24 protein-coding genes and 1 tRNA gene are annotated in these 20,881 nt (G+C 68.8%); 18 read left to right on the top strand and 7 right to left on the bottom strand.

From position 1 onward, the window contains the following. The first annotated feature begins 31 nt into the window (after positions 1-31). The 13 genes from AC2YHJ_RS00580 to AC2YHJ_RS00520 all read left to right on the top strand — a co-directional run bounded on the left by AC2YHJ_RS00580 (position 32) and on the right by AC2YHJ_RS00520 (position 10,540). A complete protein-coding gene (locus AC2YHJ_RS00580) occupies positions 32-358 on the top strand; it encodes a hypothetical protein (protein WP_487393353.1) in 327 nt (108 codons plus the stop codon). Between the two features lie 50 nt (positions 359-408). After that, on the top strand, positions 409-693 hold the full coding sequence (locus tag AC2YHJ_RS00575) for a hypothetical protein (RefSeq protein ID WP_487393352.1): 285 nt from the start codon (positions 409-411) through the stop codon (positions 691-693). Beyond that, positions 693-896: a hypothetical protein gene (locus AC2YHJ_RS00570; RefSeq protein WP_487393351.1), complete on the top strand. Its 204-nt coding sequence runs from the start codon at positions 693-695 to the stop codon at positions 894-896. The genes AC2YHJ_RS00575 and AC2YHJ_RS00570 overlap by 1 nt, the downstream gene beginning before the upstream one ends. Next, entirely contained in the window at positions 889-2,244 is a 1,356-nt protein-coding gene (locus tag AC2YHJ_RS00565; RefSeq protein ID WP_487393350.1) for a hypothetical protein, read from the top strand. Before AC2YHJ_RS00570 ends, AC2YHJ_RS00565 begins: the two co-directional genes overlap by 8 nt. Continuing rightward, on the top strand, positions 2,241-3,758 hold the full coding sequence (locus AC2YHJ_RS00560) for a DUF3631 domain-containing protein (protein ID WP_487393349.1): 1,518 nt from the start codon (positions 2,241-2,243) through the stop codon (positions 3,756-3,758). Before AC2YHJ_RS00565 ends, AC2YHJ_RS00560 begins: the two co-directional genes overlap by 4 nt. After that, the gene (locus AC2YHJ_RS00555; protein WP_487393348.1) at positions 3,758-4,051 is read left to right on the top strand and encodes a hypothetical protein; all 294 of its coding nucleotides are present in this window, start codon (positions 3,758-3,760) and stop codon (positions 4,049-4,051) included. The genes AC2YHJ_RS00560 and AC2YHJ_RS00555 overlap by 1 nt, the downstream gene beginning before the upstream one ends. A 75-nt stretch (positions 4,052-4,126) precedes the next feature. Further along, positions 4,127-5,368 (top strand): phage portal protein, encoded by a 1,242-nt coding sequence (locus tag AC2YHJ_RS00550; RefSeq protein WP_487393347.1) that lies wholly within the window; start codon positions 4,127-4,129, stop codon positions 5,366-5,368. Beyond that, entirely contained in the window at positions 5,358-5,888 is a 531-nt protein-coding gene (locus AC2YHJ_RS00545; RefSeq protein ID WP_487393346.1) for an HK97 family phage prohead protease, read from the top strand. Before AC2YHJ_RS00550 ends, AC2YHJ_RS00545 begins: the two co-directional genes overlap by 11 nt. Next, positions 5,888-7,039 (top strand): phage major capsid protein, encoded by a 1,152-nt coding sequence (locus AC2YHJ_RS00540; RefSeq protein ID WP_487393345.1) that lies wholly within the window; start codon positions 5,888-5,890, stop codon positions 7,037-7,039. The genes AC2YHJ_RS00545 and AC2YHJ_RS00540 overlap by 1 nt, the downstream gene beginning before the upstream one ends. 13 nt (positions 7,040-7,052) lie before the next feature. Next, on the top strand, positions 7,053-7,481 hold the full coding sequence (locus AC2YHJ_RS00535; RefSeq protein WP_487393344.1) for a hypothetical protein: 429 nt from the start codon (positions 7,053-7,055) through the stop codon (positions 7,479-7,481). 2 nt (positions 7,482-7,483) lie between these two features. Then, the gene (locus tag AC2YHJ_RS00530) at positions 7,484-8,080 is read left to right on the top strand and encodes a head-tail connector protein (protein ID WP_487393343.1); all 597 of its coding nucleotides are present in this window, start codon (positions 7,484-7,486) and stop codon (positions 8,078-8,080) included. Positions 8,081-8,528: 448 nt separating this feature from the next. Continuing rightward, positions 8,529-8,933, top strand: a complete 405-nt coding sequence (locus AC2YHJ_RS00525; RefSeq protein ID WP_487393342.1) for a phage terminase small subunit P27 family — start codon at positions 8,529-8,531, stop codon at positions 8,931-8,933. Beyond that, the gene (locus AC2YHJ_RS00520; RefSeq protein ID WP_487393341.1) at positions 8,930-10,540 is read left to right on the top strand and encodes a terminase large subunit; all 1,611 of its coding nucleotides are present in this window, start codon (positions 8,930-8,932) and stop codon (positions 10,538-10,540) included. The genes AC2YHJ_RS00525 and AC2YHJ_RS00520 overlap by 4 nt, the downstream gene beginning before the upstream one ends. 16 nt (positions 10,541-10,556) lie before the next feature. Here the strand turns inward: AC2YHJ_RS00520 and AC2YHJ_RS00515 are convergent, their stop codons facing one another. Together AC2YHJ_RS00515 and AC2YHJ_RS00510 are read right to left on the bottom strand one after the other, a co-directional pair. Then, positions 10,557-11,159 (bottom strand): hypothetical protein, encoded by a 603-nt coding sequence (locus AC2YHJ_RS00515; protein ID WP_487393340.1) that lies wholly within the window; start codon positions 11,157-11,159, stop codon positions 10,557-10,559. A gap of 158 nt (positions 11,160-11,317) precedes the next feature. Further along, positions 11,318-11,394: transfer RNA gene (locus AC2YHJ_RS00510), tRNA-Arg, on the bottom strand. A 105-nt stretch (positions 11,395-11,499) separates the two neighbouring features. Between AC2YHJ_RS00510 and AC2YHJ_RS00505 the strand changes: the two genes are divergently transcribed. Together AC2YHJ_RS00505 and AC2YHJ_RS00500 are read left to right on the top strand one after the other, a co-directional pair. Continuing rightward, the gene (locus AC2YHJ_RS00505; protein WP_487393339.1) at positions 11,500-12,030 is read left to right on the top strand and encodes an N-acetyltransferase family protein; all 531 of its coding nucleotides are present in this window, start codon (positions 11,500-11,502) and stop codon (positions 12,028-12,030) included. A gap of 52 nt (positions 12,031-12,082) precedes the next feature. Next, entirely contained in the window at positions 12,083-13,774 is a 1,692-nt protein-coding gene (locus tag AC2YHJ_RS00500) for a cation:proton antiporter (RefSeq protein WP_487393338.1), read from the top strand. Positions 13,775-13,776: 2 nt separating this feature from the next. Here AC2YHJ_RS00500 and AC2YHJ_RS00495 read toward each other — a convergent pair whose 3' ends face one another. From AC2YHJ_RS00495 to AC2YHJ_RS00485, 3 genes are read right to left on the bottom strand one after another with little or no spacing between them, the layout of a single operon-like run. Next, positions 13,777-14,310, bottom strand: coding sequence for a Smr/MutS family protein (locus AC2YHJ_RS00495; protein ID WP_487393337.1), 534 nt, complete (start codon positions 14,308-14,310; stop codon positions 13,777-13,779). Then, on the bottom strand, positions 14,307-15,014 hold the full coding sequence (locus AC2YHJ_RS00490) for a LutC/YkgG family protein (RefSeq protein WP_487393336.1): 708 nt from the start codon (positions 15,012-15,014) through the stop codon (positions 14,307-14,309). Before AC2YHJ_RS00490 ends, AC2YHJ_RS00495 begins: the two co-directional genes overlap by 4 nt. Before the next feature lie 4 nt (positions 15,015-15,018). After that, positions 15,019-16,449 carry a LutB/LldF family L-lactate oxidation iron-sulfur protein gene (locus tag AC2YHJ_RS00485; protein ID WP_487393335.1) on the bottom strand — a complete coding sequence of 477 codons (1,431 nt, stop codon included), beginning with the start codon at positions 16,447-16,449 and terminating at the stop codon, positions 15,019-15,021. A gap of 142 nt (positions 16,450-16,591) precedes the next feature. Here AC2YHJ_RS00485 and AC2YHJ_RS00480 point away from each other — a divergent pair, with 142 nt between their 5' ends. From AC2YHJ_RS00480 to AC2YHJ_RS00470, 3 genes are all read left to right on the top strand, one after another. Then, complete coding sequence (locus AC2YHJ_RS00480) at positions 16,592-16,957, top strand: hypothetical protein (RefSeq protein ID WP_487393334.1); 366 nt, start codon at positions 16,592-16,594, stop codon at positions 16,955-16,957. Beyond that, the gene (locus AC2YHJ_RS00475; RefSeq protein ID WP_487393333.1) at positions 16,954-17,796 is read left to right on the top strand and encodes an alpha/beta fold hydrolase; all 843 of its coding nucleotides are present in this window, start codon (positions 16,954-16,956) and stop codon (positions 17,794-17,796) included. The genes AC2YHJ_RS00480 and AC2YHJ_RS00475 overlap by 4 nt, the downstream gene beginning before the upstream one ends. Before the next feature lie 97 nt (positions 17,797-17,893). Next, entirely contained in the window at positions 17,894-18,403 is a 510-nt protein-coding gene (locus tag AC2YHJ_RS00470; RefSeq protein WP_487393332.1) for a fasciclin domain-containing protein, read from the top strand. A 79-nt stretch (positions 18,404-18,482) separates the two neighbouring features. On the opposite strand, the gene AC2YHJ_RS00465 is transcribed toward AC2YHJ_RS00470, so the two are convergent. Further along, the gene (locus AC2YHJ_RS00465; protein WP_487393331.1) at positions 18,483-19,829 is read right to left on the bottom strand and encodes an LLM class flavin-dependent oxidoreductase; all 1,347 of its coding nucleotides are present in this window, start codon (positions 19,827-19,829) and stop codon (positions 18,483-18,485) included. Positions 19,830-19,971: 142 nt separating this feature from the next. Then, positions 19,972-20,715 (bottom strand): TetR/AcrR family transcriptional regulator, encoded by a 744-nt coding sequence (locus tag AC2YHJ_RS00460; RefSeq protein ID WP_487393330.1) that lies wholly within the window; start codon positions 20,713-20,715, stop codon positions 19,972-19,974. Positions 20,716-20,881: the final 166 nt, after the last annotated feature.

Raw genomic sequence — 20,881 nt, 5'->3', positions numbered from 1 at the left:
TGTGCGGCACCCTCTTTCGTCGAGGCCTGACATGACCGCCACCACCGCCGTTCACGCCGTCCGCATCATCGCCGCCGCCCCACCCGCTGGTGTCGATGCCCATGTCGCTACGGTCACGCTGCAGAGCGGCCCGTTCGTGGTGAAGGGCATGCGCTTATTCCAGGCGGCGAAGGGCAACCACTACTTCAAGTCGCCCATGATGCGGTCGGCCGATGATCGCGTCGTCATCTTCGATAGCGACCTGCGCCGGACGCTGCTGACGCAGGCCGTGGCCATGTACCGCGCGATGACCCAGGTCCATCGCGCCGCCGATACGCCGCTCGCACCGGCAACCGAGAATGCGGAAGGGGGCGGATGACGAAGGTCACCCCACCCCGGCTTCCCTTCTAACCACCGGAGCACAACGCGATGAGCGTTGAAGAACGCGTCCAGGCGCGAACGGAGGAGGCTTGCCTGCCGCCTCACCTGCGGAAGAAGCGCCTGCGCCGCGACGAAGCGGTCGAATACCTGGAACGCGTCCACGGCGTCGTCATCGCCGCGGCGACGCTGGCGAAGATGGTGACCACGGGCGGCGGCCCGCGGTTCGTGAAGGTGCTGCGCAGCCCGCTCTATCCGACGGTCGAATTGGATGCTTGGGTCGAAGGTCGCATTGGCACGCCGCGCAGCAGCAGCAGCAGCAGCGAGGTGGCGTGATGGACACCGCAGCCTTCGCCGCGATGGCCGATCCGGACAGGAATCCGAAGTTCAGCAGGCGCTGGATCGAACTGCCGCCGCCGCGCGCGTCATGCCCCGCGGCCGAGGTGACGCTCGACGGCATCGCCGTGCTGATCAGCGAGGACTTCCGGTCGGCGCGGGTGCGGCGAGATCCGCGTCACGGCAACGGCGCCCATGGCTGACGCTGACCACATCACCATCATCAAATCCACGCAGCCGCGGCAGGTCTGCAAGGCCTTCGTGCTGGCCGACGACGGCGGCCTAACCAAGCATGCCGTCGCGGCGGTGACCGAGGGCGAGGCCGTGACGCGCCCGGCGAAAGACGCGCCGGCCATGGTGAAGGTGCTCAACACCGTGACCGAGCGTCCTGACCTGGTGCTGTGCCCCGGCGCGTTCCACGGTGCCGGCCGCGAGCAATTCCGCCTGGTCCCGGAGGCTACGCTCGCGCGGCTTGCAGGATCGAAGGTCGGCGAGGTTGCCGGCGGCATCCACAACATCAACGGCACTCCCATCGCGGCCCGCCTGAAGCGCGGTATCGATCCATCGTCCTGGCTGTTGCTGGACTGCGACAACCCGCCGGGCATCCCTGACGCATGGGCTGCGATGGGCATCGCGGATCGGCTCGCGTTCCTCGACGGCATTATCCCGGGCATCAGCCGCTGCGAGCGCATCGAGGCACGCTCCTCCTCTGCGCGGGTGTTCCGCGGCAACCAGCCTCCGGGTGCGCCGTCGCACGCATGGATCCGGGTATCGGACCCCAGCGCCATCGCAACGCTGAAGGCGCATGTCACCGTCGCCATGGTCACGGCGGGCCTGTCCTTCCCATCCCCGCGCTACTCGCGCATCGAGCATGGGAAGGTCATCGGCCACCAGCATCGCACCGTCGTGGATCTTGCGGTGTGGGACACCGGCCGGCTGGTCTTCTGCGCCCGCCCATATGTGTCGGCTGCGCCTGGCTATGGCGTGGCAGACGCCGGCATCACCATCGTGAACCCAGGCGCCGGCGTGCTCGACCTGTCACGGGTGCGTCTCCCCGACAAGGCGGCGCTGACCCGCTACCGTGACCGCACTGGCGTTGCGATGCAGATGGAGGCTGGCCGCACCGGCCTCGTCATCCGCAGCGCCGGCGAACTCACGCTCGACACCGAGATCGAACGCCGAGGCGAGGTGAAGGTGCTCGGCGCCTGGATCGCCGACATGCAGCCCGGCGAACGCCTGCGGTGCGAGACGCCATTCCGCGCCTCCTCCAGCGAGGCCGCTGTCATCCGGCTCGACCGCGATGGAAGCCCCGTCCTGCACGACGTGGGCAGCGGCATCACGTACCACATCGCGCCCGACCCCATTGCCGCCGGCGCGCGGAAGGAACTCGCCCGCCGGGTGCTGCGGCACCTCCGGCAAGGCCAGACACCCGAGACGATCCGGGCCGCCGCCGCCGCGGCAGTGACGGCGCAGGGCATCCCCGAGCAGGAACTCGACCAAATCATCGCCTGGGCGCAGCGCGCCCGCGCCAGAAAGCCGGAGACACAATGATGGACGGCACAGCCTTCAATGACCTGGCGGGCGCCAACGCGGCGCACGACGATACCGAAGCAGTCATCGCCCGCCTCGCTGCGCTTGATCCCCTCGAATATGACCGCTGCCGGGTGAAGGAAGCCGATGCGCTCGGCGTCCGCGTCGGCACGCTGGATGAGCGGGTCAAGGCTGCGCGCCCCCAGGATGAAACAGCGGTCGGGCGCGGCGTGGTGCTGCCCGAGGTTGATCCCTGGCACGAGCCGGTGCGCGGTGCCGAGGTGCTGACCGACCTCGCGAAGGCCATCCGGAAGCACGTCATCCTGTCGAACGCGAATGCAGATGCGATAGCGCTGTGGATCGCACACACCTATGTCGCCGACCGGTTCCAGCACACACCGCGCCTCGGCATCACCAGCCCGACGAAGCGGTGCGGCAAGTCCACGCTGATGGATGTCCTACGCTGCACCGTCCACCGGCCGTTGAAAGCCGACAACATTTCAGCCTCAGGTGTCTTCCGTACGGTCGAGGCCTTGTCGCCGCTGACGCTGCTGCTGGACGAGGCCGACAGCTTCCTCGGCGAGAACGAGGAACTGCGCGGCGTGCTCAACTCCGGCTTTGAGCGCAGCGGCGTGGTGATTCGACAGGTCGAGATCAAGGAGGAATGGACCCCGATCCAGTTCCGCACCTTCGCCCCGCTCGCCCTGGCAGCCATCGGTGAGCTGCCCGGCACGCTCGAAGACCGTGCCGTGCCGATCGTATTGCAGCGGAAGGCCGCGGCGGAGGCCGTGACGAAGCTCCGCTCGGCCGGTGCGCGCGACTACCTGCAGGAACTGTCGCAGAAGCTGCGCCGCTGGGAGAACGACCGAGGCCCGCATCTGCCCATGGATCCGTCCATCCCTGATGCGCTGGGCGACCGGGAGGGCGATATCTCGGTACCGCTGCTGTCCATCGCGGACGATATCGGCGGCGAATGGCCCGCCCGTGCCCGCACGGCGCTGCTGCAGGTCTTCGGGCTGCGCACCGCGGCAGAAGGGACGATGGAGACGGGCTCCCTGCTCCTCGGTGACATCAAGCTGATCTTCGCGGGCATGTCGGCGGTGCAGATGGGCAGTGCGGACATCGTGAAGCGTCTCACCGCCATGGAGGAACGCCCGTGGCCGGAATGGCGCCAGGGCAAGCCCATCACGCCGCCGCAGCTGGCCCGGGCGCTCCGCCCGTTCGGCATCCGTCCCGCCACCATTCGCTTCGGTGAGGAGACGGCGAAGGGTTACTACAGGGACGCCTTCGAGGAGGCCTGGAACCGCTATTTGCCGGTCGCAGCGCCGGAACAGGCAAAATCAAACCGTAACACCGTCACAACCCAGGTAAACTCTGGCTTTGCGGGCAATCCCAAACCGTCACATGACCCAAAGTGTGACGGTTACGAAAGTGGGCTCAACCCCAGGGAAAACCTCGGTTGTGACGGTGTGACGGCTCAAAACCCGGAATCCCCGCCGAAGGGTATGGATCAGGGGTGGGAGGCCTCCCTCTGATGGTCGCCGACCTCCTCCGCCAAGCCCAGGCCGAAGGGGTCGAGGTGGTGCTCGATGGGATCGGCGTGGTGCGGCTGCGGGCTGCCAGGGCACCATCGGCCGACCTCGTCGCGAAGCTACGCACCCATCGTCAGGCGATCACGGCGATGCTCGAAGCCGAGCGGCGCATGGAGTTCGAGGAGCGGGCGGCCATCATGGAATTCGATGGCGGCCTCTCCCGTGCCGAAGCGGAGCACCGTGCCGCTATCGAGTTGTTCGGTAATCCGCAGCCAATCGCAGCAAAGTTCGGATAACCACAGCCAATTTGCTGTGTGTCGCCCACCCCTATCCCGTTGAGAGTGGCACGGCGCTTGCCGCAGTGCTGATGCGTGTTCGAGCGCATCCGGTCCCTCTTCTCTTCCATCGAGCGTCGCGCGGCCCCGACCGGCGCGCTGGCCGACCCGTGGACCACGCTCCTCCTCGGTGGCGCAGGCCCGACCGGCTCTGGCGTCGAGGTATCGGCCGAACGGGCGATGCGCTGCGTGCCCGTCTTCGGTGCGGTGAAGGTACTCGCCGAGACCTTGTCGCAGATCCCGCTGCACCTCTACCGCCGGGAGCAGGATGGCAGCCGCAACCGGGCTGACGATCACCCCGTCGAGGCGCTGCTGTCCGATGCGGCGAATGCCTGGACCCCTGCTTCCGAGTTCCGCCTCGTCCTGCAAACCCAGCTTGCCCTGCACGGCAACGCCTTCGCCTGGATCGGCCGGGCGGGCGGTGCTGTCACCGAGCTCCTTCCGCTGCCTTCCACCGCTGTCGCGGTCGAGCAGGACCGGCTCACCATGGAGCCGCGCTACCGCGTCACTGACAGCGCCGGACAGGTGCGGGAGTACCGCCGCGACCAGATCCTGCACATCCGCGGCATCGGCACCTCCCTCTATCGCGGCGACAGCCCGGTGCAGATGGCGCGAGAGGCGATCGGCCTCTCCCTGGTGCTGGAGCAGCACGGCGCCGGCCTGTTCGGTCGCGGCGCGCGCCCTGCCGGCATCCTGAAGCACAAGACCCGCGTTTCGCCCGAGGTGCTGACGCGCCTGCGTGCGTCCTGGGATGATGGCTACGCGGGCGGCTCGCGCTCCGGCAAGACCGCCATCCTCGAAGAGGACATGGACTTCACGGCGCTGCAGCTCACCAGCGTCGATGCGCAGTTCCTCGAGATGCGCAAGTTCCAGTTGCAGGAGATCGCCCGCATCTGGCGCGTGCCGCTGCACCTGCTGGCCGACCTGGATCGGGTCACGCACTCGAACGCCGAGCAGATGGGCGCGCAGTTCATCACCTACTGCATCCTGCCCATCACGCGCGCCTGGCAGGACGCCATGCGCCTGTCGCTGCTCACCCCGGAGGAGCGCAAGGCCGGCCTGTACATCGAGTTCATGCTCGATGACCTGGCGCGTGCGGACATCGCGGCGCGGTTCACGGCGTACAGCCAAGCCATCGCCGCCGGCGTGCTGAACCCGAACGAGATCCGCGCCATGGAGAATCGCCCCGGCTATGTCGGCGGCGAGGTGTTCACGCGCCCGGTGAACAGCGCGCCGGTGAAGGATGCGCCAGCGAAGGAGCCGACCAATGCGGAATGAACGCACCGCTGGCGTCGAGACACGCTTCGCGCCGGAGGAGACCGGCATCGTCACCGGCTACGCCGCCGTCTGGGGCAAGCGCGATGCGTTCGGCGATATCGTCGAGCGCGGCGCCTTCACCGCCTCGCTGGCCGAGCACCGCGATGCCGGCACTCGCCCGCTGATGCTGTGGGGTCACGATCCGAACCGTCCCCTCGGCACCTGGACCGAGATCCGCGAGGACGCCACCGGCCTGCACGTCACCGGCAAGCTGGTCATGGGCAGCACCGCCGGCCGCGACGCCTTCGAGATGATGAAGGACGGCGCGATCGACGGCCTGTCGATCGGTTTCCGCACCAAGCGCGCCACGCCGCGCAAGGGCGGCCGCAACGTCCATGCGGTGCACCTGATCGAGATCAGCCTCGTCACCTTGCCCGCCCAGCCTGCTGCGCGCGCCTCGGTGCGCTCTGCCGCCCCTCCCGCCGCGGCCGGGCTCGCCGCGTTCATCCGCCGCTGTGCGGGAAAGCTTGGAGACCACTGATGCTTCACCATTGGGAGACCCGCGCCGAGGGCGAGGAAGGGGACGACACCGCCCTGACCGAGATCCGGCAGGCAGTCGAGACCTTCACCACCACGGCCGACAAGCGCCTCGGCGCCATCGACACCGCCCTGACGGAGATCCGCGGGCGGCTCGACAAGGCTGAGACCACGCTGAGCCGTCCGGGCATCCGGACGGAGGAGCGCAAGGAGGAAGGCGCCACCGAACAGCGCGCCTTCGTCGCCTATGCGCGTCGCGGCCGCGAACTGCTGTCGGCGGATGAGGTGCGTTCGCTTCGCGTCTCGGATGACACTGCCGGCGGCTATCTCGCCCCGGATCAGTTCCTCGCCGACCTGCTGCGCAATGTCGTGCAGTTCTCGCCGATCCGCTCCATCGCCCGCGTCTCGCCGATCGCCTCCCCTGCCGCGGTGCAGCCGAAGCGCACGGCCGGCATGACGGCGCAGTGGGTTGGTGAGACTTCCGCGCGTCCCGAGACGACCGTGACCTTCGGGCAGAATCGGTACGAGGTTCGCGAGCTCGCCTGCTACGTGGACGTGTCCAACCAGATGCTGGAGGACAGCGCTTTCGACGTGGCGGCCGAACTCGCCTTCGAGTTTGCCGAGGAGTTCGGCAAGGCCGAGGGTACCGCCTTCGTCAATGGCGCCGGGGCGCTGCAGCCCGCGGGCTTCATGCAGACCGCCGACCTCGCCTACACGGCGGGTGGGCATGCCAGCCTGATCCAGGCCGATGGGCTGGTGGACCTGTTCCACGCCGTCGCACCAGCCTATCGCGGCAGTGCGACGTGGGTGATGAACAGCACCACCCTCGCCGCGGTGCGGAAGCTGAAGGACGGCACGTCGGGCCAGTACCTGCTGATCCAGGGCGGCATCGCCAACGCACCGCAGACGACGCTGCTCGGCCGACCGGTGGTGGAAGCCCCCGACATGCCGGACATCGGCGCGGGCACCTTCCCCGTCGCATTCGGTGACTTCCGCCAGGGGTATCGCATCTTCGACCGCGTGGCGCTGTCGGTCCTGCGCGACCCGTACAGCCAGGCGACCAACGGCATGACGCGCTTCCATGGCCGTCGCCGTGTCGCCGCGGGGGTCTCGAAGCCCGAGGCCATCCGCAAGCTCAAGATCGCCACCTCGTAAGGGAGCAGCACCGATGCGCGACCTGCACAACAACATCTATCCGAAGCGCGGGCTGTCGCCCGTCGCCGCGGTGACCGACAACACGCCGTTCGTCTCGCAGATCGTGGACACGCAGGGGTTCGGCTCCTGCGAGTTCATCATCCTGGTCGGTGCCAACACCGATGCGGACGCGACCTTCGCCGTGCTGGTTGAGGACGGGAACAACTCCGGCCTCAACGACAATGCCGCGGTGGCCGATGCGTACCTGCTCGGCACCGAGGCGCTGGCCGGGTTCCAGTACGATGACGACAACGAGGTGCGGAAGATCGGCTACGTCGGTCCAAAGCGCTACGTTCGCGTCACCATCACGCCCACGGGCAACGCTGCCGGCAACATCTTCGTCGCCGGTGTGTGGATCCTCGGTCATCCGCAGTCGGTCCCGACCGCGAACCCGCCGGCCTGATCATGCTGGAGATCATCACCCCTGCCGCGAGCGCAGACCTCACCACGGTCGAGGCCGTGAAGGTCGAGCTCAGCATCACCGGCTCGGGTGATGACCCCTGGCTGGCAACAGCGATCACGCAGGCCAGCACCGCCATTGCCCGGTGGTGCGGGCAGACCTTCGGGCGGGAATCACTGCGCCAGACGGAGCGGCCATGCTGGCCGGCCGGGCATATCCCGCTCGACCGCTACCTCGCGCCCTCCATCACCTTTGTCACGGTGGATGGCGAGACGCTCGATGCTGCCGACTATGAGCTCGACGGCTCGCTGCTCTATCGCCTGGACGACGGCCGCCGCGCCCCCTGGCGCCGCGGCGTGGTGGTGGTGCTGTACGAGGCGGGCTTCGACCTGCCGGACGGTGCGCCTGCTGACCTTCAGCGTGCGGCGATGGACATGGTGACGGCACTCCACGCCGGCCGGGGCCATAACCCTCTGCTGCGCTCTGAGGAAGTCGAGGGCATCGGCTCCGCCAGTTACGCCACGCCCAGCGCTGCCACGGCCACCCTCTCCCCAGCGGTACAGGCCATGCTGGAGCCCTGGCGCATGCTGGTGCTGCCCTGATGCCCTGGGCCGCTCCCCGCTTCTGCAACAAGCCAGGGCATCCCCGCTTCACCGGCGCGCGGTGCCCCCTCTGCACACAGGCCTTCCGGCAGGCGCAGGACGCCAAGCGCCCCTCTGCTGCCCAGCGCGGCTATGACGGGCGCTGGCAGGCCTTCCGTGCCGACTACCTCCGCACCCACCCCACCTGCTGCGCACCAGGCTGCACGGCCACGGCAACCGAGGTGGACCACATCACCGCCATCCGTGCCGGTGGGGCGCGCCTCGACCCTGTCAACGTCAGGGCCATGTGCAAGCGCCACCACAGCCAGCGGACGGCGCGCGATCAGTCGTTCGGGCGCGCCGAGGGGGATAGGGGGTCCGGTTTCGGCCGCCCGGGGGGCCTGACCGCGCGGGGGGTCGAACGTGCGACACCGCCGAAATTGGGCGCCCCGGGAAAAGGCGATCCAGCATGAAGGGCCGCAAACCCTCCCTGGTGGCCGTAGAGGGCGGCGCCGATCCGGCGGGCTGTCCCGGCCCTCCGACGTGGTTCACGCCCCACGCCACCGCAGAATGGCGCCGCGCGGCTCCTGATCTGCACCGCCGGAAGCTCCTCGCCCGCGACACCATGGCGACGCTCGAATCCTACTGCGTGGCGGTGGGGCTGATCCGGGAATGCGAGGAGGCGATGACCCGCGACGGGCGCTTCATCGCCACTGAGGGCGGCATGGTGGCGCACCCGGCCTTCCGCATGCAGGCGAGCGCCATGCGCGAGGCGCGGTTGCTGGCGGCCGAGCTCGGCCTGACGCCGCACCGGCGCGGCAAGCACGAGGACGAGGTGCCGGCCGAAGTGCGGAAGTGGAGCGGGCTGGCATGAGTGGCCTGCTGACGGGTTCCCGCTTCCTCGGGGGGGACATTCCCGATCCGCTGGGCAAAGGCGCGCGGGCGGTGCGGTTCATCGAGAACCTGACGCACACCGAAGGCCCGCTCGCCGGGCAGCCGTTCATCCTGCCGGAGTTCCAGGCGCGCATCGTGCGGAAGATCTTCGGCGACGTGGACCCGGTGACGGGCCGGCGGAAGATCCGCACCGTGTTCATGCTGCTGCCGCGCGGGTCGGGCAAGACGACGCTCACCTCCGCGCTGGCACTGATCGGCCTGATGGGGCCCGAGAAGGATGCGGCCGGCCAGGTGGTGAGCGCTGCGGCCGATCGCGAGCAGGCTTCCATCGCGTTCAACGCGTCGTGCCGCATGATCCGCGCCGATGCCTACCTGACGAAGGCAACGCGGGTGGTGGACAGCCGGAAGCTGATCCACCACCCGGGCAGCGAGAGCACGTACAAGGCCATTTCGCATGAGGCCTTCAGCAAGCACGGCCTCGCCGTGTCGCTGCTCCTCGCTGATGAGGTGCATGCGTGGCCATCGCGCGAGCTGTGGGAGGTTCTGATCACCTCGATGGGCAAGCGGCTCGACCCGCTCACCATCGTCACCACCACGGCCGGCGTCGGTCGCGGCAATCTGGCGTGGGATCTGTACGAGTACGCGCTGAAGGTCGAGCGCGGCGACGTGGTCGATGAGACCTTCCTGCCGGTGCTCTATCAGGCGCCGCACGATTGCGACTGGGAAGACGAGGCGGTGTGGATGGCGGTGAATCCCGCCATGGCCGCCGGGTTCCGCAGCCTGGAGGAAATGCGCATCACGGCGCGGCAGGCGAAGGAGATCCCGTCGCAGCGGGAGATGTTCCGTCGGCTCTATCTGAACATTTGGGGCGACAGCGCGACCGCCACTTGGGTGGATCTCGGCGTCTATGACGAGGGGGACCGCGCGCGGCCGGTGGAGCTCGCGGACCTCGCCGGGCGGGACGTGTATGTCGGCGTGGACCTCGCCAGCGTGTCGGACCTCGCGGCGGTCTATGCGGTGGCGTCGGACGGTGACGGCGGCTGGCTGGTTTGGGGCCGGCAATATTGTCCGCGCGAGCAGTTCCGCCGTCGCGTCGCCGACAACCTGCCCTATGCCGAGTTCGAGGCCTCCGGGCGCCTGGTGGTGACGGATGGCAACAGCATCGATCAGGACCGTATCATCGCCGACCTGGTGGACCTCGCCGGCGAGCTGGCGGTGCGCGAGATCGCGGTAGATCGGTGGGGCGCGGTGGGCTTCCTGAATCGCCTGCAGGACCGTGGCCTGCCGGTGGCGACGTTCGGCCAGGGCTTCGCGTCCATGTCGGCGCCCTGCAAGGAAATCGAGCGCGCCATTCTCGGCCGGCAGTTCCACGCGGACGGCGATCCGATCCTGCGCTGGAACATCGGCAACATCCGCATCGAGATGGACGCCGCCGGGAACATCAAGTTCTCGAAGGGCAAGGCGGACGGGAAGATCGATGGTGCCGCCGCGGTCGCAATGGCGATCGGGCGCGCGCTGGCGAACGAGGTGGCCGTGTCGGTGTACGAGCGCGAGGGCGCGCGGCCCGAGGGGCTGCTGTTTGTGTGATGGACGCACTTACCTACTATCGTGACGGAGCGGTCAGGTCAGTCGGGGAAGTGCTTGGCAGTTGAACTTGAGCATCCGGAGCGTTAGCGGGACTCGGTGGCACGAGCGACTGCCCCGGCCGGCGAATATCCGCCTCCCCGTCCTCCTGCTTTGCAGACAAGGCCGCGAAAAACTTGCCGGTTTGATACCTAGACCGTCGCACCCTATCCATACTGAGTTCATACAGCTGCTGTTCGAAAGCCTTAGAATTATTGATCGGAAGAAAGCCGACCTTGACTAAGGATTCTTCAATATCTATTCGACCCATTTCGCGCAACTCCCAGTGCTCTCGCAAGCGAAACTGCGCTATTATTGTCCCACAAAGACCCGAAATTGCCGGAAGAGCAACCAGTATAGCCCTATCTAAATCATTATTCGTCCGGGGAAAACCAAACGCTATGAGTATGGAGGTAAGAAATCCGAGAAATATCGTACATATTGTAAATACAATCCACATATTTTGTAGTTGATTGCGTCGTCGTATATACCATCGCCGATCCTCTTTTAAAAGTTCCGTCAGCTTTTCTTTCTTCGCTTCCCGCTCAGCTATATCGGAAGCGCTGCCTTCGCTGGGCTTCATGTTCGATGTTCCGTTCTAGCTTTGGGGCGGTCTGCGCCCGCAACGGCAATCATCGTAACGCGCTTATCTCGATTCTGGCATGAAAATCAGTGGTGACTCTATGGTGACACCACCTCCGAGGAGGAGATGCTCCAAGCCACATAACTAATTGAAAAGAATGGCGGACCCGATACGATTCGAACGTACGACCTCTGCCTTCGGAGGGCAGCGCTCTATCCAGCTGAGCTACGGGTCCGTCGGGGAACCGCATAGCCCAGCCCGGCCCGCGAAGGAAGCCCCGGCCACCATCCGGCCGCTCATCCGTCTTCCACCCCGCCGGACACGCCGCCACCCTCGCGCCATGACCACGCTTGCCATCCGCGACAGCCGCCCGGAAGACGTCCCCGCCATCACAGCCATCTACGGCCACTGGGTCACGCACGGCCTCGCCAGCTTCGAATTGGAACCTCCCGACGCTGCGGAACTGGCCCGGCGGCGGGAGGCGATCCTCGCCGCCGGCTACCCCCACCTGGTCGCCGAGCGGGCCGGCCGCGTCGTCGGCTATACCTACGCCTCGGCCTATCGCCCCCGACCCGCCTATCGCTTCGCCATCGAGAACTCGGTCTATGTCGCGCCTGGACAGGGGCGCGGCGGCACCGGCCGGGCTTTGCTGGATGCGCTGATCGAACGCTGCACCGTCCAGGGCTTCCGGCTGATGGTCGCGGTCATCGGCGATTCGGCGAATGCGGCCTCGATCGGCCTGCATGCGGCGGCCGGCTTCGCCCATGCCGGGTTGCTGCCGGCCGTCGGCCGGAAGCATGGCCGCTGGGTGGACAGCGTGCTGATGACCCGGCCGCTCGGACCGGGGGCGAGCACCGCGCCGCCGGGCTGACGCCGCGCCGCAACACGCTATCCTGGCCGCAATGACCCATGCCGGACCGTTGGTGACGACGCTCGTCGTCGGCCTTGCCCTTGCCTTCGCCTTCGGCTTCGCGGCGCGGCTGCTGCGCCTGCCGCCGTTGCTTGGCTACATCGCGGCCGGCATCGTGGTCGGGCCGCATACCCCGGGCTTCGTCGCTGATCCCGGCGTCACGGCCGCCCTCGCCGAGATCGGCGTCGCGCTGCTGCTCTTCGCGGTCGGGCTGCATTTCCGGCCGCGCGACCTGCTGGCGGTCTGGCGCATCGCGCTGCCCGGGGCACTCGCCCAGATCGCCTGCGGCACGCTGCTGGGGGCCGCGGTCGGTGCGCTCGCCTTCGGACTTGGCTGGGCCGGCGCGGTCGTCTTCGGCCTGGCACTGGCGATCTCCTCCACCGCCGTCTCCACCCGCGCGCTCGACGAACGCGGGCGCCTCGGCGGGGAGGCCGGGCGGATCGCGCTGGGCTGGCTAGTGATGCAGGATCTCGTGGTCGTGCTCGCCCTTGTGCTGCTGCCCGGTCTCGCCGGTGCGGTCGAATCCGGCGGGCTGGCCACGGCGCTGGCCGGCACCGTGGCCCAATTGCTGGCCTTCCTGGTCGCCATGGCGCTGGGTGGACGAGTATTGCTCCCCCGGATCATGGCGCGCGTCGCCGCGACCGGATCGCGGGAACTCTTCACCTTGGCCGTCATCGTCGCAGCACTCGGCACGGCCTTCGGGTCCTCGGCGCTGTTCGGTGTGTCGCCGGCGCTCGGTGCCTTCTTCGCCGGGGTGCTGCTGGGGGAAAGCCCGCTCGGCCACCAGGCGTCGGCGGATACGGTGCCGCTGCAACGGGTCTTCGTGGCGTTGTTCTTCGTCTCGGTTGGCGGGCTGGTCGATCCGGCGGCGATCCTCGCCACGCCATGGGCCTCGGCGGCGACGGTGCTCGTCGTGCTGGCCGGCACCGGCGGGGCGATCCTTGGCCTGCTGTTGGCGCTCGGCGTGCCGCTGCCGGCCGCGGCGACGGTCGCCGGCGCCATGGCGCAGATCGGCGAATTCTCGCTGCTGCTTGGGCAGCTCGGCATCAGCGCGGGGCTGCTGCCGGAGGAGACGCGCGGCCCGCTGCTGACCGCGGTGACACTGACCATCCTGACGACACCGCTGATGCAGATCCTCGCTGACCGGCTGGCCGTGTGGCTGGAAGGCACACGCCGCGTCCATGCCTGGCAGGTCCGTCGCGGACAGGCACGGCTGTCGCAGGCCCCGCCGCAGGGGCTGGAGGGCCATGCGATCCTGGTCGGGCATGGCCGCGTCGGGCGCGTCGTCGCGCAGGCGCTGCAACGCCACAACCAACCCTTCGTGGTGGTCGAGGCCGACCACGCCGCGGCCGCCGCGCTGCGTCAGGCCGGGGTTCCGGTCGTTTGGGGCGATGCCGCGCGCGCCGAGGTGCTGCACGCCGCGCGCCCCGAGGCCGCCCGCATGATCGTGCTGGCCATGCCGGAGGCCGCGGGCTGCCGCCGCGTGCTGGACATCGCGCGCGCCGCCAACCCCGCCATCATTGCCGCCGCCCGCGCCCATGATGAGGAGGAAGCCGCCTTCCTCGAACGCGAGCAGGGCATGGGCTTGGTGGTGATGGGCGAAAGGGAGATCGCGCTCGGCATGGCGGATTTCGCCATGACCCGCCTCGGCGTGCCGGCCGACCATGCGCTGCGGACGGTCGAGGAACTCCGCGCCGGGCGATGAAACTACCGGCGCCGCCGCAGCAACAGATGCACCGCCCCGGTATTCGCCCGGTGCGGATGCGCGGCACCCAGGATGATCCGCCGCAGATCCGGCGCGTTCAGCCAATGCGGCAATTCCCGCCGCAGCACGCCGCCCTCGGTGGTCGATCCGCGACCGGTGATCACCGCCACGCAGCGCAGCCCATCGGCGAAGGCGCTGGCGAGGAAGGCATGCACGGCCGCATGCGCCTCCTGCGCGCGGCGGCCATGCAGGTCGATGGTGCGTTCAGGCGCGATCCGCCCGCGCCGCAGGTCGCGCCAGCGCCGGTCGTCGAGACCCGCCGGCGGGGCGTTCACCGCGATGTCGGGTGGCGTCCAGCGCGGCGCGGGGGCGGCCGCCATCGGCGTGGCAACGGGCACGGCGGCGACCGGCGCTGGCGGTGCGGCAGCCGGTTCGGGCGGCAGTTCCCGGCCCGGCAGCGGCACGATCTCCGCGGCATAGGCACGCCACAGGGCACGGTCGGCCTCCGACAGCCCACGCAGTTTCCGGCGCGTCATGCAGCGGGCAATGCGGCGGGATCGTCGTCCAGCAGGATGATGTGCAGCCGCCGCGGGCCGTGCGCGCCGAGTTCGAGCGTCTGCTCGATATCCGCGCTGCGCGACGGCCCGGTCACCAGCATCACGTTGCGCGGCATGAAGCCGCCAGTCACGGGATCGGTGCGTTCCCGCCGCAGCGTGTCCCAGGCTTCCTCATAGGCGCCATGGATGCGCGAGGCGCGCAGCACGACGATCTCCGTTTCCGCCAGGATGTTGAGCGTTGTCGGCCGCGCGGGGTCGGACGGCAGCATCAGCGTGCCGGTCTCGGCAATACCGGCATAGCCGTGCTGGACGGAGACCGCATCGCTCGCCTCGGCCCGCCGCGCCTCAAAGTCCAGCAGCGGCCGGTCGGCCCAGGGCAGCGCCTGCAGTTCCGGGTTCGGTGCCATCACGAAGCGTGGCGCCAGGTTCTGCGCGGCCAGGTAATCCGCCACCGCGCCGGGGATGTCCTTCGCATCGGCGACGCGATCGACCGAGCCGAATTCCTTCTCGACATTGCGGATGAACAGCGCGACCTGCTCGGGCCGTGGCACGCGCGAGCGCTGCGGGATCAGGTGGCGCGGATGGGTGGCGAGGCGGCCATCGAGCATGGCGCGCTGGTCGGCCGGCAGCGGGCCGCGCTTCAGGCCGCGACGGATGGCGGAGAGGATGGCGTCCTTGCTCATCGGATCAGCGCCCCTGGCGCTGCATCTTGGTGTAGCGCGCCATGAAGGTGCCGCCGGGTTCGGGTGCCGGCAGGTCGCGCCCCTTGGTCCAGCCGCCCGCGAAAAGCATGGAGCGGAACGCCCCCTTGCCGCGCGCCAGCATCGACAGCGCGCCGATCCCGGCCCGCGTCGCGAGGCGATACATCCCGGGCCGCTTTGCGAACCAGGCCCAGAGGCCGAGGTTGCGCCGCACCGCGCGCGGCGTCAGGTGCCGTTCGAATTCGCGTTCCCGCCAGTGACGCATCAGGCCCGGCAGCGGGATCTTCACCGGGCAGACGCTCTCGCATTTGCCGCAGAAGGTGGAGGCATTGGGCAGCAGCGCCGTCTTGTCGATGCCCACCAGAGACGGCGTCAGCACCGACCCCATCGGGCCAGGATAGACCCAGCCATAGGCATGCCCGCCGGTCACGCCATAGACCGGGCAGTGGTTCATGCAGGCCGCGCAGCGGATGCAGCGCAGCATCTCCTGGAACTCGGAACCGATCATGTTGGATCGGCCATTGTCGAGCAGGACAACGTGGTATTCCTCCGGCCCGTCGAGGTCGCCCGGCCGCCGCGCACCCGTGCTGAAGGTGGTGTAGACGGAGAAATCCTGCCCCGTCGCGGACCGCGCAAGGAGGCGCAGCAGGGAGGTCGCATCCTCCAGCGTCGGCACGCATTTCTCGATGCTCGCGAGCGCGATGTGCACGCGCGGCAGGGTCTGCGTCAGGTCGCCATTGCCTTCGTTCGTCACGATGACGGAGGACCCCGTCTCCGCGATCAGGAAATTGGCCCCGGTGATGCCGACATCGGCGGCAAGGAAGCGGGACCGCAGCTTGGTCCGCGCTTCCGCCAGGATGTCGCGGCGTTCATTGAACACGCGGTTCGGGTCGAGATCCGTGTGCATACGGCGGAAATCGGCCTCCCAATCCTCGCGGTTCAGGTGGAAGGCGGGAGCGATGATGTGCGACGGATGCTCCTTGCGGAGCTGGATGATGTATTCGCCAAGGTCGGTCTCGACCGGCGTGATGCCGTGCCGTTCCAGATGGTCGTTGATCGCGATCTCCTCGGAGATCATCGACTTGCCCTTGGTGACGGTCTTCGCCCCGGCCTTGCGGCAGATCTCCAGCACCGCGGCGCGCGCATCATCCGCCGTCGAGCACCAATGCACGGTGCCGCCGGCGCGTTCGACATTCGCGGCATAGGTCTCGAGGTAGAAGTCGAGGTTCGCCAGGGTGTGGTTCTTGATGTCGCGGCCGATGTCGCGCAGCTGCTCGAATTCCGGCAGGCGGGACACGGCTTCGGCGCGGCGCTGCAGGAAGGCACCCTTGGCCTTGCCGAGCGCCTTCTGCAGCCCGGCATCGTTCAGCGCGCGCGCGGCGTTCTGCTTGAAGTCGGGGGAAGTGATCTGGACCAAGGCGACGTCCTCAGGGCCTGAATGCGCGACCACCCCATGTAGCGCGATTTTCGCGGGAGGCGTGAGGGGCCGGTTTGCCCGGACCTGAACCGGCCGCTAGCCTTCCCCGCAACGACCGAGGAAACGCCATGGCTGCGCGCCCATGAATCTCGCCGCCCTGCCCGCCCGCGCAGCCGGCACATCCGACCTGGCGCGCTGGGGCCGCCACCTGACCGCCGATGTGCTGGTCGAGGCCGGCGACAGCGCCTGGATCCTGGCGGTGCGCGACGGCACCCTGGCCAGTGCCGGCCCCGCCCCGGCCATCATGCCGCGCTTCGACCTCGCGCTGCGCTTCGCCCCGGATGGGCTGGCCCGCTTCCTGGCAAACCCACCGCCGCCCGGCTGGCATGACCTGATGGCCCTGATGCGCCACGGCGCCCTGCGCGTCGAAGGCAACATCCAGCCTTTCATGGCGCATCTGTTCTGGTTCAAGGGCGTCTTCGCCCTGTTGCGGGAGGAGGCGGCGTGATCGAGCCCATCACCGGCCGCTACCTCCGCCTCGACCTCGAAGGCCGCCCGCACCGTGTGTATTTCGAGGAAGCCGGCCAGGGCGTGCCCCTGCTGCTGCTGCACACCGCCGGGTCCGACGGGCGCCAATGGCGCCACCTGATGAGCGATCCGGCGGTGACATCCCGCTTCCGCTGCGTCGCCTTCGACATGCCTTGGCACGGCAAGTCCTCCCCGCCCGAAGGTTGGCAGGAGGGCGAGTACCGCCTGACCACGGCCGCCTATACCGGCATGGCGCTGGCCGTCTCCCGGGCGCTTGGCCTTGATCGCCCCGTCGTAATGGGCTGTTCGATCGGAGGTCGCATCGTTCTCGACCTCGCCGCGGGGCATGCCGACGCCATCCGCGGCGTGATCGGGCTGCAATCCTCGGCCTTCGTCGCGCCCTATTACGATACGGAATGGTTGCACCACCCGCACGCCCATGGTGGGGAGGTCTGCGCGGCCGTCGTCTCGGGCCTGATCGCGCCCTCCGCGCCGGATCGCGACCGCTGGGAAACGCTGTGGCACTACATGCAGGGCGGGCCGGGCGTGTTCCGCGGCGACCTGCACTTCTACAAGGGCGAGGGCGACCTGCGCCCCCGCCTCGCCCGCATCGACACCAGACGCTGCCCCGTGACCCTGCTGACCGGCGAATACGACTATTCCTGCCGGCCGGAGGACACGCTGGCCACCGCGGCCGCCATACCGGGGGCGGAGGCGGTGATCATGAAGGGCCTCGGCCATTTCCCGATGAGCGAGGACTACTCGGCGCTGCGGCCGCACCTGTTGCCGGCGCTGGATCGTTTCGCCATCATTCCTTGACCTCGCCTCGCGGGGCTTGCCCTATGCCGCCCGCGGCGCGAAAAGGCCGCGCCCCGCCCGCGGGCCTCGATTCGCGCAGTTACAAGGAGAAGCGCCGGTGATCACGCGTCGTTCCCTCTTCGCCGCCGGCGGCGGAGCCCTGGTCCTCGCCGGCTGCGCGACGGAGCCGGTCACCGCCGATGGCCGCTTCCCGATCATGGATGTGCTCGGCATCCAGCCGGACGTGTCGGATTTCCGTTCGGCGCTGCGCAGCGCCGGGCTCAATGAGCTGCTGAACGGCGCCGGGCCCTTCACGGTCTTCGCGCCGACCAATGTCGCCTGGTCGGCGGCCTCGGCGAGCTTCCGCGACGGCGGCGCGACCTCCCTGCGCAACCTGATCGCCGCCGGGCGCCTGCGCCTGCCGGACATCACCGCCCGTGGCGGCCGCATCCGCATGCTGAGCGGCATCGACGTGCGCGTGGTCGGCGGTACCCCCACCGAGCCGCGCATCCAGGCGGCGCGCGCCGGCGCGCAGCCCTCCGGCGCTTCGGCCAGCATCATCCGGCCGAACCTGCTGTGCTCCAACGGCGTGATCCACGTCGTCCAGGGTGTGCTGATCCCGGCGTAAGCGATTGGAGGGGCGCTGCCCCTCCAAGCCACCCCGCCAGGGGGCAGCGGCCCCCTGGACCCCGGGATATGCGCCCCGCTTACTCTGCGGCGCGCGCTGCCTCCGTGAAGAACCGGTTTTCCGGCCGCGGCAGGCCGAGATGCTCGCGCAGCGTCGTGCCCTCGTATTCCTTCCGAAACAGCCCGCGCCGCTGCAGCTCCGGCACGACGCGATCGACGAAGTCGTCGAGCCCGGCCGGCACATGCGGGAACATCACGTTGAAGCCGTCGCAGGCGCGGCTCTCCAGCCATTCCTCCATGGTATCAGCGATGCTCGCAGGGGTCCCAACCAGCGCCGAGCCGGCATAGCCCCCGAGCCGCTGTGCCAGTTGCCGCACCGTCAGCCCCTCCCGCCGGGCCAGGCCGATGGCGCGCTCGCGGCCGCTCTTGCTCGCTTCCGTCTCGGGGATCTCGGGCAACGGGCCATCCGGATCGAAGGCGCGGGCATCGACACCGAGCGCGATCGACAGTGATCCGATGGCGCTGTCGTAATGCACCAGGCTGTCGAGATGAGCGCGCTTCGCCTTCGCTTCCTCGATGGTGTCGCCGACCACGACCAGCGCGCCCGGCAGGATCTTGATGTGGTCCGGGTCGCGCCCGGCACGGGCGGCACGGCCCTTCACATCGGCATAGAACGCCTGGGCGTCGGCGATCGGGCCGCCGGCGGCGAAGACCATCTCCGCCGTCTCGGCCGCGAGCTGCCGTCCGGCATCGGACGCGCCGGCCTGCACGATGACCGGCCAGCCCTGCACCGGGCGCGCAACGTTGAGCGGGCCGCGCACCCGCAACTCCTCGCCCACATGGTTCAGCACATGCATCCGCGACGGATCCCAGAAGATGCCGCTGTCCACGTCGCGGATGAAGGCATCGTCGGCGAAGCTGTCCCACAGGCCAGTGACGACATCGTAGAACTCGCGGGCGCGCTTGTAGCGTTCCCCATGCGCCATGTGCTCGTCATGGCCGAAATTCATCGCCGCGTCGGGATTGGCGGTGGTGACGACATTCCACCCCGCGCGGCCTTCCGAGATGTGGTCGAGCGAGGCGAACTTCCGCGCCACGTGATACGGGTCGTTATAGGTGGTCGAGGCGGTGGCGATCAGCCCGATGCGTTCCGTCACGGCGGCGAGCGCAGGCAACAGCGTCAGCGGGTCGAAGGAGGTGACGGTGTGGCTGCGCCGCAGCGCCTCGATCGGCATGTTCAGCAGCGCCAGGTGATCGGCCATGAAGAACGCGTCGAACTTCCCCGCCTCCAGCCGCTGGATCAGATGCTTCAGGCGCGGGAAGCTGAAATTGGCGTCCGGCCAGGCGCCGGGATAGCGCCAGGCGCCGGTGTGGATCGACACGGGCCGCATGAAGGCGCCCAGATGCAAGCGGCGACGGCTGGACATGGGAAGGCTCCTGTTCAGGCGCCGGCCGCTGGCGGCGGCGCCCCGCATGGCTTCGGGTATGGTGGCCGATAGGCCCTTGCGGCAGGAGGTGGGGTCGCCGCGCGCCCGCGCAACGGTGCCGGGGCGCCCCGCGGGGCCGGCGCTACGGCCGTGCCCGGCCTTGGTTCGGCAGCATGAGGATGCCGCTCAGCATCATGTCGCAGAAGCGCTCCGCGATGTCCGCCGCCGGCAGCTCGCCCTTCGGGTCGTACCAATGCGACATCCAGTTGATCGCGCCGAGAATCATGCGTCCGGCCACTGGCACGTCGATGTCGCGGATCTCGCCGGCGGCGACGCCGGCCGCAAGGATCTCGCGCGCCAGCTGTTCGTATCGGTCGCGCCAGGCAATCCGCTCGCGGCGGGCGCGGATCTGCGGATCGTTCCAGAAGCTTGTGGAGGAAGCGATCCAGGCCCAGCGGTGGCGTTCGAAGAAGCGCGCCGTCTCGCCAACGTATCGCCGCAACCGTTCGGACGCACTGAGCGACGGATCGTCGAGCTGCGCGACATACAGGTACAGCGCCTTGGACACGCCCATCGCCAAGGGACGCAGCAGCGAATCCTTGTCGGGGAAGTAGTGATAGAGCGTGGCCTTGGAGATCCCGCATTCCTGCGCGATGTCGCGCATCGACACGCCGTCGAAGCCCTTCACTGCGAAGAGTCGGCAGGCCACCTCGAAGATCTGTACGACGCGCCCTTGGGCCGGCTGCCCGTGGCCGCCGAGTTCCAGCAGCGAGACCAGCCCTTCCGTCTGCATGGCGGCGGCACTTCGCGCCCGCGGCTTCGCCACGGCACCGGTCGTCGCGGTGGCCTTGTCGTCGGGTTTCGGCTTCGGCGCGGAGCGTGCCACCGCGTTCCTCCGGCGTGTTGCAGGTCGGCAGGCTGCATCCTCTCACGCCGCGCGGGATCGGCAAGCCTCCCTTGCCGATGGCAGGCCGGTGTCCCGACCGTTCGGTCGGCACGGCGTCCGGGGCCATTTCCACCTCCGTGGAAACCGCTCTAGGCTTCACCAAAAC

The organism is Roseomonas sp. SRI_022 (assembly GCF_057586215.1).
The sequence above is the reverse complement of the archived record's forward strand: the minus strand, read 5'-3'. Positions and strand labels throughout refer to the sequence as shown.